The organism is Paenibacillus sp. FSL F4-0236, from assembly GCF_038000135.1.
Classification (GTDB): domain Bacteria; phylum Bacillota; class Bacilli; order Paenibacillales; family Paenibacillaceae; genus Paenibacillus_AQ.
In genome coordinates this window covers 2,996,287-3,013,616 of sequence record NZ_JBBOBK010000001.1, presented here as the reverse complement: position 1 = coordinate 3,013,616, position 17,330 = coordinate 2,996,287, and the positions used below count along the sequence as shown (strand labels likewise).

Annotated in this window: 18 protein-coding genes; 14 read left to right on the top strand and 4 right to left on the bottom strand. The window is 42.2% G+C overall.

Annotated elements, in window-relative coordinates; all coding sequences use genetic code 11:
• The first annotated feature begins 24 nt into the window (after positions 1 to 24).
• The 4 genes from NSQ29_RS13645 to NSQ29_RS13630 all read left to right on the top strand — a co-directional run bounded on the left by NSQ29_RS13645 (position 25) and on the right by NSQ29_RS13630 (position 4,365).
• Positions 25 to 930, top strand: a complete 906-nt coding sequence (locus tag NSQ29_RS13645) for a hypothetical protein (RefSeq protein WP_341125339.1) — start codon at positions 25 to 27, stop codon at positions 928 to 930.
• A 50-nt stretch (positions 931 to 980) separates the two neighbouring features.
• A complete protein-coding gene (locus tag NSQ29_RS13640; RefSeq protein ID WP_341125338.1) occupies positions 981 to 1,745 on the top strand; it encodes a M15 family metallopeptidase in 765 nt (254 codons plus the stop codon).
• A 126-nt stretch (positions 1,746 to 1,871) separates the two neighbouring features.
• Positions 1,872 to 2,621 carry a stalk domain-containing protein gene (locus NSQ29_RS13635; RefSeq protein WP_341125337.1) on the top strand — a complete coding sequence of 250 codons (750 nt, stop codon included), beginning with the start codon at positions 1,872 to 1,874 and terminating at the stop codon, positions 2,619 to 2,621.
• 244 nt (positions 2,622 to 2,865) lie between these two features.
• Positions 2,866 to 4,365 carry a DHA2 family efflux MFS transporter permease subunit gene (locus tag NSQ29_RS13630; RefSeq protein ID WP_042187809.1) on the top strand — a complete coding sequence of 500 codons (1,500 nt, stop codon included), beginning with the start codon at positions 2,866 to 2,868 and terminating at the stop codon, positions 4,363 to 4,365.
• 84 nt (positions 4,366 to 4,449) lie between these two features.
• Here the strand turns inward: NSQ29_RS13630 and NSQ29_RS13625 are convergent, their stop codons facing one another.
• Complete coding sequence (locus tag NSQ29_RS13625) at positions 4,450 to 5,343, bottom strand: DMT family transporter (protein WP_341125336.1); 894 nt, start codon at positions 5,341 to 5,343, stop codon at positions 4,450 to 4,452.
• 129 nt (positions 5,344 to 5,472) lie between these two features.
• On the opposite strand from NSQ29_RS13625, the gene NSQ29_RS13620 reads away from it, so the two are divergent.
• From NSQ29_RS13620 to NSQ29_RS13595, 6 genes are all read left to right on the top strand, one after another.
• Positions 5,473 to 6,348 carry a LysR family transcriptional regulator gene (locus NSQ29_RS13620; protein ID WP_042187813.1) on the top strand — a complete coding sequence of 292 codons (876 nt, stop codon included), beginning with the start codon at positions 5,473 to 5,475 and terminating at the stop codon, positions 6,346 to 6,348.
• A gap of 110 nt (positions 6,349 to 6,458) precedes the next feature.
• Positions 6,459 to 7,559, top strand: coding sequence for a LacI family DNA-binding transcriptional regulator (locus tag NSQ29_RS13615; RefSeq protein WP_341125335.1), 1,101 nt, complete (start codon positions 6,459 to 6,461; stop codon positions 7,557 to 7,559).
• 1 nt (position 7,560) lies between these two features.
• On the top strand, positions 7,561 to 8,721 hold the full coding sequence (locus NSQ29_RS13610) for a Gfo/Idh/MocA family protein (protein ID WP_341125334.1): 1,161 nt from the start codon (positions 7,561 to 7,563) through the stop codon (positions 8,719 to 8,721).
• A 49-nt stretch (positions 8,722 to 8,770) separates the two neighbouring features.
• Positions 8,771 to 9,493 carry a ThuA domain-containing protein gene (locus NSQ29_RS13605; RefSeq protein ID WP_341125333.1) on the top strand — a complete coding sequence of 241 codons (723 nt, stop codon included), beginning with the start codon at positions 8,771 to 8,773 and terminating at the stop codon, positions 9,491 to 9,493.
• A gap of 20 nt (positions 9,494 to 9,513) precedes the next feature.
• Complete coding sequence (locus tag NSQ29_RS13600; RefSeq protein ID WP_341125332.1) at positions 9,514 to 10,617, top strand: Gfo/Idh/MocA family protein; 1,104 nt, start codon at positions 9,514 to 9,516, stop codon at positions 10,615 to 10,617.
• Between the two features lie 75 nt (positions 10,618 to 10,692).
• On the top strand, positions 10,693 to 11,520 hold the full coding sequence (locus NSQ29_RS13595) for a hypothetical protein (protein ID WP_341125331.1): 828 nt from the start codon (positions 10,693 to 10,695) through the stop codon (positions 11,518 to 11,520).
• A 64-nt stretch (positions 11,521 to 11,584) separates the two neighbouring features.
• On the opposite strand, the gene NSQ29_RS13590 is transcribed toward NSQ29_RS13595, so the two are convergent.
• Positions 11,585 to 12,469, bottom strand: a complete 885-nt coding sequence (locus tag NSQ29_RS13590) for a helix-turn-helix domain-containing protein (RefSeq protein ID WP_341125330.1) — start codon at positions 12,467 to 12,469, stop codon at positions 11,585 to 11,587.
• A 123-nt stretch (positions 12,470 to 12,592) separates the two neighbouring features.
• Between NSQ29_RS13590 and NSQ29_RS13585 the strand changes: the two genes are divergently transcribed.
• From NSQ29_RS13585 to NSQ29_RS13570, 4 genes are all read left to right on the top strand, one after another.
• Positions 12,593 to 13,480, top strand: coding sequence for a sugar phosphate isomerase/epimerase family protein (locus tag NSQ29_RS13585; RefSeq protein ID WP_341125329.1), 888 nt, complete (start codon positions 12,593 to 12,595; stop codon positions 13,478 to 13,480).
• Between the two features lie 18 nt (positions 13,481 to 13,498).
• Positions 13,499 to 14,545: a Gfo/Idh/MocA family protein gene (locus NSQ29_RS13580; protein ID WP_341126763.1), complete on the top strand. Its 1,047-nt coding sequence runs from the start codon at positions 13,499 to 13,501 to the stop codon at positions 14,543 to 14,545.
• A gap of 78 nt (positions 14,546 to 14,623) precedes the next feature.
• On the top strand, positions 14,624 to 15,319 hold the full coding sequence (locus NSQ29_RS13575) for an HAD family hydrolase (RefSeq protein WP_341125328.1): 696 nt from the start codon (positions 14,624 to 14,626) through the stop codon (positions 15,317 to 15,319).
• A 24-nt stretch (positions 15,320 to 15,343) separates the two neighbouring features.
• On the top strand, positions 15,344 to 15,817 hold the full coding sequence (locus NSQ29_RS13570) for a GNAT family N-acetyltransferase (protein WP_341125327.1): 474 nt from the start codon (positions 15,344 to 15,346) through the stop codon (positions 15,815 to 15,817).
• Positions 15,818 to 15,888: 71 nt separating this feature from the next.
• Here NSQ29_RS13570 and NSQ29_RS13565 read toward each other — a convergent pair whose 3' ends face one another.
• Both NSQ29_RS13565 and NSQ29_RS13560 read right to left on the bottom strand, forming a co-directional pair.
• Positions 15,889 to 16,647, bottom strand: coding sequence for a hypothetical protein (locus tag NSQ29_RS13565; protein ID WP_341125326.1), 759 nt, complete (start codon positions 16,645 to 16,647; stop codon positions 15,889 to 15,891).
• 97 nt (positions 16,648 to 16,744) lie between these two features.
• Complete coding sequence (locus NSQ29_RS13560; protein WP_341125325.1) at positions 16,745 to 17,239, bottom strand: hypothetical protein; 495 nt, start codon at positions 17,237 to 17,239, stop codon at positions 16,745 to 16,747.
• Between the last annotated feature and the right edge of the window lie 91 nt (positions 17,240 to 17,330).

The window sequence follows — 17,330 nt, the reverse complement described above, 5'->3', positions numbered from 1 at the left end:
ATATGGCAAAAGGGAGGTCATCTATTGAACTGGAAAAAATCCGGCTTGTTAAGTATTGCTATAGCCCTTGGTTCAGTGACAGGATTCAGTACTTTGGGTATAGAGCCAGTATCTGCCGCAACGGCAACGGAATCTGCAGGCGTTTATAATCAATTCCAGCAGTATGTACAGAAGCCGACATCTCTTGCTAACGCACGTAATTATTTAATTAACCATATCAAAGAAGTGGATACCTGGACAGCGACTCAGATGACACTTCAGCTCGAGAATGCACAGAAGGCACATTTATCTGTATACTCAGAAAAGGTTTTTCCGGACAAGATGCAGAAAGAGATAAACAGTGCTTTTTCCAAAAGCAAAAATCTAACCTATACCTCACTCCTTAATACGATTAAAGATGCCAACGTACGCAAAGTGTTAATTGAAGGCCGGGATAAGGGATATAAGCTGGAGACCAGTGAGGGCATGTACTATCCGGTGATGCATTATGAGGGATTTAAGATCTTTAAGCCGTATATTACGAAGGACATCGCAGCATATATTGACATCATGGCCACCGAATCTAATCAACCGAGTGTATCTGATGCAGCGATAGTAATCAGTTGGACCGAGTTAACGAATAGAGCGCTTGCAATAGAGGATTTTGTGACGAAATATCCTGCTTCTAACCGTTCAACCGCTCTTCAGAAAGAACTTCTCATTGGAACGTCTCGCTTATTGTATGGAACAAGTAATACACCTGCATATGACTATGATGAGCAAGTTATCAAACCAGAAGTAAAAAAGGCGTATGAGAATGCACTAAAAAATAGCAAAGTTGATACTAGAATTCTTTCGATTTTAGAAAAGCTACTACAATTACTTAATTCCACGAATAATAAATTCACTCCTGTAATAGAAAAATTTCTAGTTGAAACCGTAAACTCGTAATTATTAGAGTATGTAAAGACAAGACAACATCTGAGAAGAGGCTGGATTAATTGAGATTAGGATCAAAAGGAATAAGAGTTCCAGTTTTCGCAGTTGTGCTGTTGTTGTGGACAAACAGTATGTTTATGGGTAGCGCAGAAGCTGCTTATGTCGGCTCTTCAACAGACTCTGTGCTGCAGCAAATGCATATGGAGAAGAAGAACCATTTACCGCAAGGTTTTGTCTATCTGGATGAAGTGATTCCAACGGCACAATATGAGATTCGATATTACGGAGATAATAATTTTGTGGGGAAGCGGATTGATGGCTACAAGGCGCCTTTAGCGATATTCTCGCGGACAGCGGCAACAGCTTTGAAGGCTGTAAGTGAGGATTTAGCGGACAAAGGGTATATTCTTAAAATTTATGATGCTTATCGTCCGCAGACGGCGGTGAATCATTTTGTAAGATGGTCACAGAATGCCGTAGATACTAAAATGAAACAGCAATATTATCCGCGACTGGATAAACGTAATCTATTTAAACTTGGTTTTATAGCTAAAAAATCAGGCCATTCCAGAGGTAGCACCGTCGATTTAACGATCGTAAATAAAGAAACGGGAGCTGAAGTAGATATGGGAAGCCCTTTTGATTTTTTCGGAGACATCTCCTATTACGATACGTCCTTAATCAACAAGACTCAGAAAGCAAATCGGGCGATCCTCAAAGAGGCGATGGTAAAACAGGGATTTAAACCATACAGTAAAGAATGGTGGCATTTTACGCTGATCAAGGAACCTTATCCTAAACAATATTTTGACTTCAAGGTGGAATAACCTAGAACTTGAATGTCCATGTAAGAAGCGATTCACTTTTTTTGTTGAGCTTTACTACCATTAGGATTAGCAGATGCTGGAAACGCACATAATACTAATAGTCAAAAAAAGGGAGGTTTCGAACGGATGAACAAAATCGCGGTTGTTGTAGTGTTAAGTGTACTGTTATTGGTAAATGGATTTGGAGGAACTACCTCTTATACGGCTTGGGCAGATGCTAGTGAAGTAAAGGTGGTTTTGAATGGTCAGGTTCTGAAATCAGATCAATATTCAGCGTATCCTAACGGTTCTACGGTCATGCTACCTCTTAGAGAGGCATCAAGCGTTTTGAAATATCAAATCACTTATCAAAAAAGTACGGACACCATTACATTAAACGGAGTCAAACAAAAGATTGAATATAAAGTAGGAAACGACTATATTACCATTAATGATAAAGAGAAAAGAGACTTTAAGGATAATGTTGTGTTTAGGAAGGAACACTTATATGTTCCGCTCTCTTTTTTCACTAGTGTAGGACTGGTAACCTCTTATAATGCTGAAGCTAATCTAGTGGAAGTTTATGCGCCCGAGGTTACAGCAAGTGTGATAGCGGGACTGCTGAGCACTGGGCAATTTCAAGAGTTAGAGAATCGATTCTTTAGTGATGAAATGAAGCGTTCGCTTTCCACTACGGGTTTACAGAAATATTGGGCTGATTTTACTGCACGAGCTGGTACTTACCATGGGATAAAGTCTACTGAAAGTATTCAAAAAGAAAATCAAATGTCAATACAATGTGTACTTGGCTTTGCTGTAACGGATGCGTCCCTTGAGTTTGTTCTCAATAAGTCTGGTAAGATTGTTGAATTAAAAGGAAACCTTCCTTCCATTTAATCTTGAGAATAATAATGATTTAGGTTTAGAACAACAGGCTATGCGTGTGTTCCTTAAGAAGAAATTTCTTCTTGGGACCATGCATAGCCTTTTTTGTGTTTCAATAAACATTCTGAGATTGCAATGTATTTTTATTGTAAAAAAGGGTTTTATTTGTTGACTTTCACATTCATCGAAGGTAAATTAAAATTTGAAATAATTGTTAAAGCATTTAACTAAATTAGAGAAAAGAGTGGAGTACTGGATGACAAAATCAATTACTCAGAGTAGCCCGACAGAAGAACGGCCCTTCTCGCTAAGAGCGATCCTCCCCCCGCTTCTTGCTATTATCGTCGGAATGATTATGGTTATTCTGGATGGAACCGTCGTGAATGTGGCTATACCCAAACTGGTGGACTATTTTTCTTCAGATTTAAAAACGATTCAGTGGGCGATTACAGGTTACACGTTAGCTTTAGCTGCTGTAATACCGCTCGCAGGCTGGATGACAGATCGCTTCGGTTCTAAACAAGTGTTTCTGGTGACGCTCACGTTGTTCATTCTTGGCTCCATGTTATGTTCTGTGGCTCAAACTTCTTCGCAGCTTGTTATTTTTCGTGTGATCCAAGGACTTGGTGGGGGGATGGTAGCTCCTATTGGGATGGCTATGGTGTTTAAGTTAGCTCCAGCAGAACGAAGAGGATCGATTATGGGCATGCTTGGGATTCCCATGCTGCTTGCACCTGCACTTGGCCCGATATTGTCCGGATGGCTTGTTGAATATGTTAGCTGGCATTGGATCTTCCTGATTAACGTGCCGATTGGGATTGTTGGTATTATTCTTGGTGTTAAGTATTTGCCCAAGACGGAGAAGATCGGTAAAGGCAACCTCGACATACTTGGCATTATACTGGCACCGATTGCGTTTTCCATGCTAGCTTATGGAGTAAATGAAGGCGGGTCGAATAGTTGGTCATCGACTCCAGCAATCCTTGGATTATCTGTTGGGGGCGTTGCACTGATTCTATTTATAATCGTTGAGCTGCGGCATAAACAGCCTTTGCTGGATCTGCGCGTCTTTCGCTCCTCAGATTTCACCCGCGGCATTATTTTAACATGGGTCATGCAAGCCGCATTGTTTGGTTCCATGCTGTTCGTGCCGCTATACTTACAGCAGATTCGGGCTTATACACCACTAGAGACGGGGCTGATTCTGCTTCCGCAAGCTTTAGCTTGTGTAATCGGCATGCCGCTTGGTGGTAAATTGTTTGATAAGATAGGGGCACGACCGCTGGCTTTTGTGGGTCTGAGCATCATTACAGTTACCCTATTCCTACTGTCTGGGATTTCGATGACTACAAGTCTAAACACCATTATGATGTATCTTGCTTTATTAGGATTTGGGATGGGTATAGCGATGATGCCACTCAATACACATGTTCTAAATGCCGCACCGCGTGAATTGGTGAGCCGGGTCACATCGCTTACAGCAGCGGCACAGCAGGTGGTTGTGGCCTTTGCCGTAGCAGGCTTGACGGGTTATCTGACAAGTCAAATCACTGTGCATATGGGAGCATTGAAAGCAGGAAGTAATCCTTTATCGGCAGCAGTTCTAGGTTTTGATGATGTATTTTTTCTATCTGGTTGTATAGCTGTAGTCGGTGTACTTATGAGTATTATCCTGCGCAAACCAAAGCTTTCCTCGAATGATTCCTCCTCCGAAGAGAGTCAGAAAGCAGATGCAGCAATGATGATGGGACATTAATTTATACGATAATCTTAGATAATAAAAAAAGGCGTCGTTCAGCTTGTATAGCTAACAACGCTTTTTTTGTATGAGAAAATCATCCTATAGATGTTCTGGTTTCTTCTGAGCCCACCTAGGGCTGAATGTAACTTTACCGAGTATCTCCGATGCTACAATGCCTAGTAGAACAAGAGCTGCACCAGCATATCCTTGTATCGATAGCTTTTCAGCGGCGAACCAATAGCCAAACAGCGCGGCGAATACCGGCTCAAGGGAGAAGATCAGTCCGGTGCGTGTAGGTGAAGTATATTTTTGAGCAATGGGTTGTAGGATGAAGCCACAGGCACTACAGAGAATCCCAAGTGCGAGGATCGCAATCCATGCTGGTAAGGTCGAAGGAAGTGAAGGTGTCTCGAATAGCGCAGATAACACTAGAGCAAACCCTCCGGCAAAACCCAACTGTAAGATTCCAATATTCAGTGAATCACACTCTTTTACAGCCTTGCCTGTAAATAAGATCTGTACCGCATAGAACACCGCCGAAAGAATACAGAGGAAGTCACCTGGCCCAATTTTTAAGGTAGCGTTTAACGTAAGAAGTCCAATTCCAGCTATAGCGAGTACGGAGCCGAAAACCTGCGGAGGTGCGACTCTTTTTTTAAAAAGTATACGATCTAGTATCGGTACAAATATGACTGTCAGGGCTACTAAAAATCCAGCGTTGGAGGTTGTCGTAGTCTTCAGTCCGAACGTTATGCATGTGAACACACCGAGGAGTAAGAATCCGAGTAGAGCACCATATTTCAATGTTTTGATGTCAACTTTTCTTAAACGTTTGTGGAAGATCACTGTGGCTAATATAAAAGCAAGTCCGAAGCGGAGTGCAATCAGATTGAATTCGCCTAACGTGCCTAACCCCATTTTCATAAATATGTAGGAGGAACCCCAAAATAATGTTACAACTAACAGCATCAGCTCAGCTTTGAGCGGTTTCATCTCGTCATCCATCCTTCTTCATTTTCAACTCAATTTAGTATAATACGGCTCTATACATAAGGTAACTGAATGTTTATCATAGGATACATGAGTAAAACTTATGTAAATTAAAAAGGTGAGGGATAGAGGTTGAGCATCAATAAGTATGAGATTTTTCTAAAAGTTGTAGAGCTAGGTAGCTTAACAAAAGCAGCAGATGTACTGGGCTTTACGCAATCTGGAATTAGCCACACGATTAGTAGCTTGGAGATGGAGTTTGGTTTCACGTTATTAATTAGAAATAGATCTGGCGTTAAATTAACGGTAAATGGGGAGCAAGTACTACAGCCTATCCGTGAAATTCTGAAGTGGAATGAAAAATTGAAGCAGGAAGTAGCAGATATACATGGGCTAGAGGTCGGGACCATTACCATCGGTACATTCACCAGTGTATCCGTGCATTGGCTGCCAGGAATGATTAAGCAATTTCGCAGTGAGTACCCCTATATCGAAATCAGGTTGATGGAAGGTGGTTATTTAGAGGTTGAGCAATGGATCGAGGCTGGAGTCGTTGACTGTGGTTTTATTTCTCTGCCTACGCGTGAGAAGTTCGAAGTGATTCCCTTAAAAAAGGACCGGATGTTAGGAATCGTATCCAAAGAAAATCCGCTTAGTGCAGAACCTTTTCTCTCCTTATCCCAAATTGCTAAAGAGGATTTCATCATCCCGAAGGCTGGTTCAGATTATGATGTAAGGCGTGTACTGGATAAGGCGGGCATCAAACCGAATATTAAGTTCTCAGCAGGTGATGATTATGCCATTATGGCCATGGTGGAGAAGGGACTTGGAATTAGTATTTTGCCAGAGCTTGTATTAACCCGTCAGAATTATAATGTAACGATGCTTGAATTGGAAGAACGTAGTTTCAGATCACTTGGAATCGCTGTACATTCTATGAAATACGCCTCTCCCGCCACTAAAAAGTTCCTAAAGCATGTACAAGCGTGGTTGATGGGGCATCCCTGAACCTTAAGAATACACCGTTTAGAATGAGCAAAACCCCTGATTAATTCAGGGGTTTTATTATGAATGAATATCCAAAATAAGGGTTGACGAGGGAATTTGTTCATGAGAGAATGTACGCGCGTACATTTACTGAATGCGCTTTCGTAGGAGGGATTTTTATCGCCAGCCGTAAAGAGGTTGCCGAGCTTGCCGGAGTGTCAGAAGCCACAGTCTCTCGCGTGTTAAACAACGTAGGCCCGCTCAAGGAAGAAACGAAGGAACGTGTGTTGGCAGCTGCGCTCAAGCTGGGATATACCCCTAGTTCACTCGCGCAGAGCTTTGCTCGTAGAAGAAGTGGGCACCTTGGTGTAGTAATGCCTTATTTGCCAAATGCACGCTTGTTCTCCACTTATTATTTTTCAGAAATATTAAGTGGAATTGGGAGTAAGGCGGGAGAAGAGGGTTATGATCTGTTAATGCTGTTTCGAAATGCCGAAGAGAGAGTGGACTATAACGAATTGTTTAAGATGAGGAAGATTGATGCTTGTATTGTACTCGGTGCCAAAGAGGATCCAGGTGAGCTAGCCTCACTTCGACGTTTGAAGGAGGAAGGTCATCCGTTTTGCCTGATTAATCAGCATTTTGAAGGAGAGGCTTTTCACGAGGTGGATGCTGATCATGTCGAAGGAAGCTGGCAAGCGGTCAGGCACTTACTGGATCAGGGCTTTACGAGGATTGCCTTTCTAAACGGGCCAGCATCTTATTCGAACAGCCGAGATCGTTTAACTGGTTATTTGCGCGCTTTGGAGGATTCTAGCCTTCCTTTAGATGAATCACTTCTATTCGAAGGTAACTTCAGTCGTAAAAGCGGTGCTATTGCTGCCAAGAAGATGTTGCCTCTGCTGAATGAGATTGATGCCATTGTAGCGGCCAATGATCGAATGGCCATTGGATTGCAGCAAGGCCTACAGGAACTAGGCATCCCAAGAGATCGCATCCCAGCCATGGTGGGTTATGATGATTCAGATGCTGCTGAGCTTACTACACCAGCCTTAAGCAGTGTGCGTGTTCCCTTTTATGAGCTAGGAGAAATTGCTGTATCTAAGGTATTAGAATTGCACGGGAATAGTCGCTCAGAAATATCACCCCCCTCCCAAATCATCCAGATTAAATTACCGACTGAACTAGTAATACGAGCTTCATCTAAATCTAAGAAATCTGAGGAGGAATAAGATGAAACAGCTTCGCATTGGAATGATCGGTTATAAATTTATGGGTAAGGCGCACAGTAATGCTTATCGCAGTTTGCCAATGTTTTTCCCGAAAGCGCTTAAACCTGAGATGTCTGTGATTTGTGGACGGAATGCTGAAGCGCTTGCAGAGGCTGGCACTCAATTAGGATGGTCGGATTGTGTTACGGATTGGAAAGATCTAATCGCTCGTGAGGATATCGATCTTATTGATATAAATGCCCCTAGTAATGCACATAAGGAGATTGCTCTAGCAGCAGCCAAAGCTGGTAAACATATTTTTTGTGAAAAACCACTCGCACTGACCTTGGCGGATTCCCGTGAAATGCTGCAAGCCGCTGAAGATGCAGGGGTTACACATATGGTTGGTTTTAATTATCGCTTTTCACCGGCGGTTAGACTTGCTAAGAAGCTAGTAGAGAGCGGGCGGCTTGGGAAGATCTATCATTTTCGTGCTTGGTTTCTACAAGACTGGATTATTGATCCGGAGTTCCCGTTAGTGTGGAGATTGCAGAAGGAGATTGCGGGTTCAGGCTCACATGGTGATTTGGGTGCGCATCTCATTGATCTCGCACATTTCTTAGTAGGTGATGTGAAGGAAGTAATCGGTATGAGTGAGACCTTCATTAAAGAACGTCCACTTGCTGCTGAAATGACCGGATTAAGTGCCAAAGGGGATAAGGATGCTCCTAAGGGCAAGGTAACTGTAGATGATGCCACATTGTTTTTAGCCCGTTTTGATAACGGTGCCTTAGGTAGTTTTGAAGCTACAAGATTCGCAGCAGGTCATCGCTCTACCAATTCTTTTGAGATCAACGGAAGCCTTGGCAGTGTGAAATTTGATTTCGAGCGAATGAATGAACTCGATGTTTATTTAACCTCAGATGCTGAGGATGTACAGGGCTTTCGGCGTGTGCTGGCAACGGACCCTGCTCATGAATATGCGGAGGCTTGGTGGCCGCCGGGTCATACGATTGGTTTTGAACATACGTTTATTCACGAAATGTTGGAGCTTTCTAACGCGATTGAAGAAGGACGTCAGCCTGTACCTAATTTCCATGATGGAGTGAAATGCCAAGCTGTGTTAGAAGCGGTAGAACGCTCTATTGAACAGCGCCGGTGGGTCGAAATCTCTGAGATGTAATCAACAAAAATGCGTGTTTGAACAACCTCTATTAGAAGGAGTGCTGAAGATGAGAAAAGCATTGATAGTATGGGGCGGTTGGGACGGTCATGAGCCTGAACAGGTAGCTGATATATTCGCTAAGGTACTGCAAGAGGAACAGTTTGAAGTTGAGGTGTCGAATACACTTGAGGCTTTTGCCGATGCGGAGAAGCTTCTTGGACTAGATTTAATAGTTCCGGTATGGACGATGGGTACAATCGAACAGAATCTTGTGAATAATGTCTCTGCAGCTGTTCAGAACGGAACGGGTCTTGCGGGTTGCCATGGCGGGATGTGTGATTCTTTCCGAAATAATGTGGATTGGCAGTTTATGACCGGGGGGCAATGGGTAGCTCATCCCGGCAATGACGGAGTTAACTATACCGTAGAGATTCGTCAAAGCTCAAGTCCTTTGGTAGATGGAATAGAAGATTTCACCGTTTGCTCAGAGCAATATTATCTGCATGTAGATCCCGCTGTAGAAGTACTTGCAACGACTCGCTTTCCAGTTGTTGAAGGCCCACATTCCTTCAACAAAGCCGTGGATATGCCAGTAGCTTGGACCAAACGTTGGGGTCATGGCAGAGTGTATTATAATTCACTCGGACATCATGCCGATATTGTAGCTATGCCACAGGTAAAGGAAATGATGCGCAGAGGACTGCTATGGGCTGCCGAGGGTAAAGTTCGCGCACAATCCCAAATTTCAACGGTTAGAAGTAGCTATAGCGGAATGGCAGACAGTCAATAATCTCTGGGAGCGATCAACGAATGGATAAAGTCAAAGTAGGAATTATCGGATGCGGTAAAATCAGCAGCATATATATGGAGAATTGTCAGAAGTTCGAGATTCTTGATCTAGTTGCATGTGCGGACTTGGACTTGGAGAGAGCGAAGGAACAAGCCGATAAATACAATATTCCAAGCGTTTACACCACAGAGCAATTACTGAATGATCCGGAGATAGAGATCGTTATCAACCTGACGATTCCAGCTGTTCATGCGGATGTATGCCTGAAAGCTATCGAAGCGGGTAAACATGTGTACGTTGAGAAGCCACTAGCAGTGACAAGAGAAGAAGGACGCCAAGTTCTGTCTGCGGCACGAGAAAAAGGCGTGCTTGTGGGTAGCGCACCGGAAACATTCCTTGGAACTGGCATTCAGACGGCGCTCAAATTGATCGATGAGGGTGTAATTGGTCAGCCCGTTGCAGCCACCTCGTTTATGATGGGTCGTGGACATGAGCATTGGCATCCAGATCCTGAATTCTACTATGCTGCTGGAGGAGGTCCAATGTTCGATATGGGACCATACTATTTGACTGCATTGGTGCAGTTATTGGGTCCAATTCGTACGGTTAGCGGGATGACTGGAAAAGCACTAGAAGAACGTACGATTACAAGTGAGAAGAAATCGGGTAATAAAATTCCTGTTCAAATTCCAACTCACGTTGCCGGAACATTAAGATTTGAGAAGGGTGCCATTGCAACGCTGATTACAAGCTTTGATATCTTTGGCGGAAGTAATCTGCCGCATATAGAAATCTATGGAACACTTGGAACGATACAGGTTCCAGATCCAAATAACTTTGGAGGTCCAGTGAAGTACCGCCTAATGGGTGAGAATGACTGGACGGAACAGCCGCTACTACCTGGATATGATCAGAACACACGGGGGATTGGTCCAGCGGATATGGCTTATGCCATTCGGACGGGAAGAAAGCACCGTGCCAGTGGAGAATTGGCTTATCATGTACTAGAAGCGATGTGGGCATTCCATGATTCTTCAGATGCTCATTCATTCTACGAAATGAAGAGTACCTGCACCCGTCCTGAAGCTCTTCCGATTGGACTCGCTCCTTACACATTAGATTAGAGAATTCATTCTGAATCTGCAACCTATCACTTCCAATCTCCGTTTGAGAAGATAAAGAGTGAGGGAGTGACAAGGATGCGTAAGAGGCTTGGTGGCTGGATATGGATTTCAGTTGTTATTCTTTTCATAATTGGTTGTTCAGAAGATCAACAATCGAATAAGGAGCCGGCCCCAGCTACTGCAATTACTGCAACTCCAGATATCTTGCCTACTGCGAGCGCTGGAATAGAAGATCCTAGAGCTGAAAAAGTACTTTACTCCAGTGATCCTGAAGCGATTAAAGCTTTCCTATCCGCTCAGAAGATTCCTAACGGAGATATCTATCTACAGGATAATAAGATTCATATCAATATAGTGGGTTTGAACTCGCAGATTGAGCAGCGGTTTGCTCAGACTTTCGCGGCAGGTACTTATGAGCTCCATGATGTTAAATATTCGATGCAAGAGTTATTAGCTGCACAAGAGCTTTTGCATAAACAAGAACTCTATCAGAAGCTTAATCTATACGGTTCCGGTGTGGACACGATTGGTAATAAAGTAACGATCACAATTCCATCTGATTATGCTGACACGGCCATACTTGAGATAGAAAAATGGATCGCTCCGGATATGTTGACCTACGACATTTCAGAGCTAGGCGAACCACATGTAATAGGTCAAATCGTAGATATCGATACCAAACAGGCGAAGCGGATTCTCATCCTTGAACCTGGCATGGAAGATCCCTCTTACTGGTTCTCATTCAATCAGAAGTCAACAATGTTTAATGAAGCTGGAGAATCGATTAGCTTTAAGGATTTGAAGGTTGGCCAGCAGGTTGAGCTATGGAGTACCGGTATGGTGGATGAATCTTTTCCCGCGCTTGCAAGTGTGCGGAGGTTACAGCTTAATGCTACGGAATAATCCAATAGCCAGCACCGTTTGGGAGAGGCAAACGGTGCTATTTTTCGTGAATAGAGAGAATCGCCTATTTTCGAACCCCTGAAGGGGTAATCCCTTTATACTGCTTGTACAGCTTGGTAAAATAATTGGGATTGTCGCAGCCGACTCTTCCTGCAATCTCAGTCACTGTAAAATTGGTCTCGAGAAGCAATCGCTCTGCTTCATTTACTCGGCAAAGATTAACATAATCGATGAAGGTTCGACCTGTTAGCCTCTTAAAGGTTTTGCAGAAATGATATGGATTTAGATTTACGGATCTTGCGGCGCTTTCTACGGTCATTTTGTCATCGAAATGGTTCTCCATATACTCTAGTAGTGGCTTAAAACGTTCGCGATTAAAGGAGTGCCGCTCATTCGTTCTACCGGATACTTGTTCAGGTAGAAAGGTGCGAGAGAGCAGCACAAAGAGTAAATGCAGTTGATTCTTGATGACCAGTTGAAAAGCAGGTCCCTTCTGAAGTACTTCATCAACGATGGTATCCAGAAGAGAAAAATATGTGGAGCAGGTCGGAACAAGCTCTGCAGGTTTGACCGGCAGCTGATAACGATTCTCTAAATAAGGGATTACAAACTGCTCATGCTGAGGATCCTGCTTCCAATCCTTAAATAAAGAACTATGGAATACGACGGAGATAAAACGAACATGATCATCCCGCAGACTGTACCCAACATGCAATCCTCCAGAGGGAACAAACAATACCTCTCCGGCATGCAGTTCATAGGGCTTGCTGTCTATGTGAAAAATGGCGCTGCCTTCTTGCATAATGATGATTTCGAAATGCTCGTGCCAGTGTAAATACAGGATATTCTGACCGATCTTTGCGTTCTTGCATTCATTAAAAAATAATCGGAATGGATACGTTTTTTCTTCTAATTGAGGATATTCTTTAAGATCATTAGGGTAACTCATAAATCACTCAACTCCCACAAGATACGACTATATAAACACAAGATAATAAGAGTTTTAAGCTCAGAAGCAGTATATACTCGGTTTATAGCACTTACTATAAACCAATATTGGAGTGGTCACAAGATGAAGGATACAATGCGAATTGGAACATTAGTAGGCGGCGGCGACGCTGTAAGAGTGATTCCACAAATTGTAGGACATGGATTTGAATCTTTTAGCTTAACCTTCTGGCAAACAACAGGGGAAACAGATCTCGTGGAAACTGGAAAGCGTGTGCAAGAGCTTGCAGCAGAACATGACTTCGTGATCTCATCTGTTGGGATCTTCGGCAATCCTTTGACGAATACTGGTGATAATTCCGATGCAATCGCGAGCTGGGAGCGACTGATTGATCATGCTCATTTGTTCGGAACGGATATGGTATCAGGTTTTACAGGAAGGTTACCAGGGGTATCCATTGATGAATCTATTCCGAAGTTCACCGAGGTGTTTGGAGAGTTGTCCAAAAGAGCAGCGGATCGCGGTTTGCGAATTGCTTTCGAGAACTGTTCCATGGGTGGAGACTGGGGATCAGGTGACTGGAATATTGCTCACAATCCATTAGCTTGGGAGAAGATGTTCAATGCTGTGCCTGCTGATAATATAGGACTCGAATGGGAGCCATGTCATCAGATGGTCCAATTGATTGATCCGATTCCGCAGCTTCGTAAATGGACAGATAAGATCTTCCATGTACATGGTAAGGATGGCACCATCGCTTGGGATATCGTAAAAGAATATGGAATTCATGGCCCCAATCCTTATGTATGGCACCGTACTCCCGGCTTTGGAGATACGAACTGGACTGATGTTATTTCTATTTTGCGTCAGGCAGGTTATAAAGGTACGATTGATATTGAAGGCTGGCATGATCCTGTTTATCGGGATGAGCTGGAAATGATGGGACAAGTACATGCTTTAAATTATTTAAAACAATGCCGGGGCGGTAGCTTTGTACCTAATCCGCTGTAACCGTAGAGGGGGAGAATGATGACAGCACAGTACCGTGTAGCGGTTGCAGGTTGCGGAGGAATGGCTAACGCCTGGATTGAATACGCTTTATCACGTTCAGATACTCAGATTGTTGCTCTTGTAGATATACGATTGGAGTCAGCACAAGCGATGGCGGCAAAGCATGAGATTTCCTGTCTAACGTTTACTGACATTAAAGAAGCGATTCAGGCGACTGGAGCTAATCTTGTGTTTGACGTTACAGTTCCGGGAAGCCATTACAGCATTTCTAGCACTGCATTAGCACTCGGATGTAATGTGTTTAGTGAGAAACCACTGGCCGAGACTATGGAAGAGTGCACTAAGATTGTTGAGATCTCAGAAAGAACCGGAAATGCCCATTCTGTGATGCAAAATCGCCGATATGATCCGCGTATTCGTTCTTTACGCAACTTAATCGAGTCTGACACCATTGGTAGAGTAGGATACATCAGTTCTAGCTTTTTCCTCGGCGCTCATTTCGGAGGGTTCCGTGATGTCATGGAAAGTCCTCTGCTGCTGGATATGGCGATTCATACCTTTGATCAGGCCCGATTTATTAGTGGAGCCAATCCGATTTCCGTTTACTGTCAGGAGTTTAATCCTCCTGGATCATGGTATAAGGGGAATGCGTCGGCAGTGTGTATCTTTGAGATGTCGGACGGATCTGTATTTACTTATCAGGGGTCTTGGTGTGCAGAAGGTGCCTCTACCTCTTGGGAAGCAGCTTGGCGTCTGAATGGGGAAAAAGGAACTGCGATTTGGGATGGTCATGACATGCCATATGCAGAGGTAGTCGTAGCAGGAGATCAGAGTGATAAATTTATTCGTGATGTTGAGCGTGTAAATGGAGAAGCTGTTGATATGGACAAAACCTTCCATCAAGGATGTTTGGAGGAAATGTTCCTGTCCCTAGCAGAAGAGCGTTCAGCAGAGACGAATTGTAGAGATAATCGGTATAGTATGGCAATGGTATTTGGAGCGCTGGAAAGTGCTAAAACAGGTCAGAAAATTGATCTAGTAGAGTTCATGAGTACCTCAGAGTGATCAAAATCTTTTGTTAATTTTATCCAAACTTTAATGTTCATGTTATGATAGATAAGAACATTATTCGGGGAGGATATTATGTACAAAGCCATTATATTTGATCTAGATAATACATTAATAAATTATAGTACTTGTGAAATCGAAGCGATGAAAAGAACCTGTAACGATCATAATCTCTTCGTAGAAGATATTGAGGCGTGGTCTTTATTTTATGGAGAGTTTTCCGGTCATAATTTTCGCCATTGGATGAACTTTGTGGGTGGTGGTGAGGTGAAGACTATAGGAGAGGTATTGAGGTATTCTTTTAGAGACACTCTTAAACAGGAGGAACTTTTTCATAGCAAACTGTCAGATACTTATTGGGATTATTTTTGCAATTCCTGTTATTTTGAAGAAGGAGCGGAACAGATCTTAACTTCATTTAAAGATAAGTATGCTCTGGGGATTATCACCAATGGGATCAGTGAGGCACAAAGAAAAAGACTGCAAGCCGGTAAGATCTATGAAATATTCAAATCCATAATGATCTCTGATGAGGTAGGCATCCGAAAACCTGATAAAAGGATTTTTGAAATGTCTTTAATAGAACTACAGCTAAGCAATCATGAAGTGCTGTTCGTTGGGGATTCTTTACAAGATGATTACCATGGTGCTGTGAATTCTGACATTGACTTCTGCTATTACAATCGCCAGAATATAGAGGTTCCTAAAGACCTCAAGCCTAACTATATGATTAGTTCTCTTCTGGAGCTTAAAGATGTAGTGGGGTTGTAGCAATGCCAGCAAGGAGAACAAGTAATGGAAATTAGAGCTTATCAAGAATCGGATATTAGTCAGCTTATCTCATTGTTCTATGAGACAGTTCATTTCGTAAACAAACAAGACTATTCACAAGAACAGCTTAATGCTTGGGCACCTAAAGAGGAAAAGACCCTCAAACTTGATGCTTGGAGCACTTCTTTACATCAAAATATTACTTATGTAGCCGAAATTAACGGGTACATAGTTGGCTTTTCGGATATGACGTTGGAAGGACATTTGGATCGTCTTTATGTCCACAAAGATTTCCAAGGCCAAGGCGTAGCCTCTGCTCTCGTGAACAAGCTTGAAATGAAGGCGAGAGAGCTTGGTCTTCATGAAATGGATACCGAAGCAAGTATTACAGCTAGACCCTTTTTTGAACAACAGGGATACCAGCTTATGATGAAACAAAGTGTAGAACGAAAAGGAGTACTGTTAGTTAATTATCGGATGAGTAAAAAGCTAATTTAATCAAAAAAGCAGATTGCTATGGTGAGCAGTCTGCTTTTTTTATCTAATGAAGGAGGATCAATCAACAAGCTTTATTTGGATGAAGAATAACGATTTATAAAATTAGCGATTCCATTTGGAACGAATTTGTTAACTTCATTATTAAACAGGTCTGTATAGTTTGCAGTGATAACTTTACTTGGTACTAACGTCAAGTTTGAAAAATATTGCTTATACGCCTTATCATAGGCGGATTTATTCACTTCTTTTTGATTTACATAATAGCTTGGCAAATCATCCGTTTTTTCTTGATCTGGAATGTCGGCCAAGAATATCTCTTTGTCATTAAATTTGGTTCCTTGGATACTAATCTCATAAACCTGCAAATTAGAATTGTACGAACCACTGCCATCTACAAAAGCGATATAACGTAATGTTCCATCTTTTTTGTTCTTATAGAGATGCAGGCCACGATTTTCATCGCGCGGTAGAAATCCACCCATACCTACATTAAATATACCCTCTGAAATATCCTTCAGTTTTCCTTGATAATTGAATGGAATGACTTTTCCATTTTGGACGGTTAGAGCAATGTTGATGGGCTGAATGAATCGTAAAGAATACCCCTGTATAAGTTCAGGAGTACCATCAAAGTTCAAATCTACTAAAGTGAAATAATTGAAGTCACCGTCATAAGACCTATCTCTAGTAGCATCCATTAACGTTTTCTTGATATACTCAGAGTAAAGTGTCTTCCATGATTTTGCAGTTGCTTCTTTTGCTGACGCAGTAATTGGAATGCTCCCCAATAATAAAAGTAATGTTACTATGATCCATGCAGTTCGTTTCATGACTCATTAGCTCCTTATCATATTACTATGTACTGGAAATTAATATTACTATTGTTAGACAATATGTTCCAGTAATAATATGGTATATGAAGGGTGTTTAGTTATAAATCAATTTCATTAAAGCCTCCGAGTCAAAACGATCTCCTTGCACTAACCATTGACCATCCACATCAAACATAGTCAGTATTCCCTCCAAAGGGACACGTTTACTTTCTTTGTCATCCTTATCCAACAAAACAAGATCACAAGTATATTTTAACTCAACAATATTTTTCTTTTGTTCGGAAAGGGTGAACTTTAGATTATCTGGTTTTAAAGAAAGCTTTTGTTTATTAGCGATTTGAAAAGGGATAGTTGTGATTCGGCTTCCTATAGCTTTTTCGGTATAGTATTCAGTAAAGTACGGTTTCATTTCTTCATTTCGGGCTAGAATGGATTCCTCAGAAAATAAATCATCAGAAACCTTAATGGTATATTCAACATTTTTGTACTTCTCAGCGGCTTTAGTGGCATCATCCACTTCTGAACTACAGCCCATAATTAACGTTAGGGATAATAAAATCATACTCAAGATCAATGGTGATTTACGCATTCGAACACCTCCATGTAATTGATTCTGTATTATTATACTTATATTACCATACATTGGTTTCACAGCTTCAAGAAGAAAATGATTCAACTCC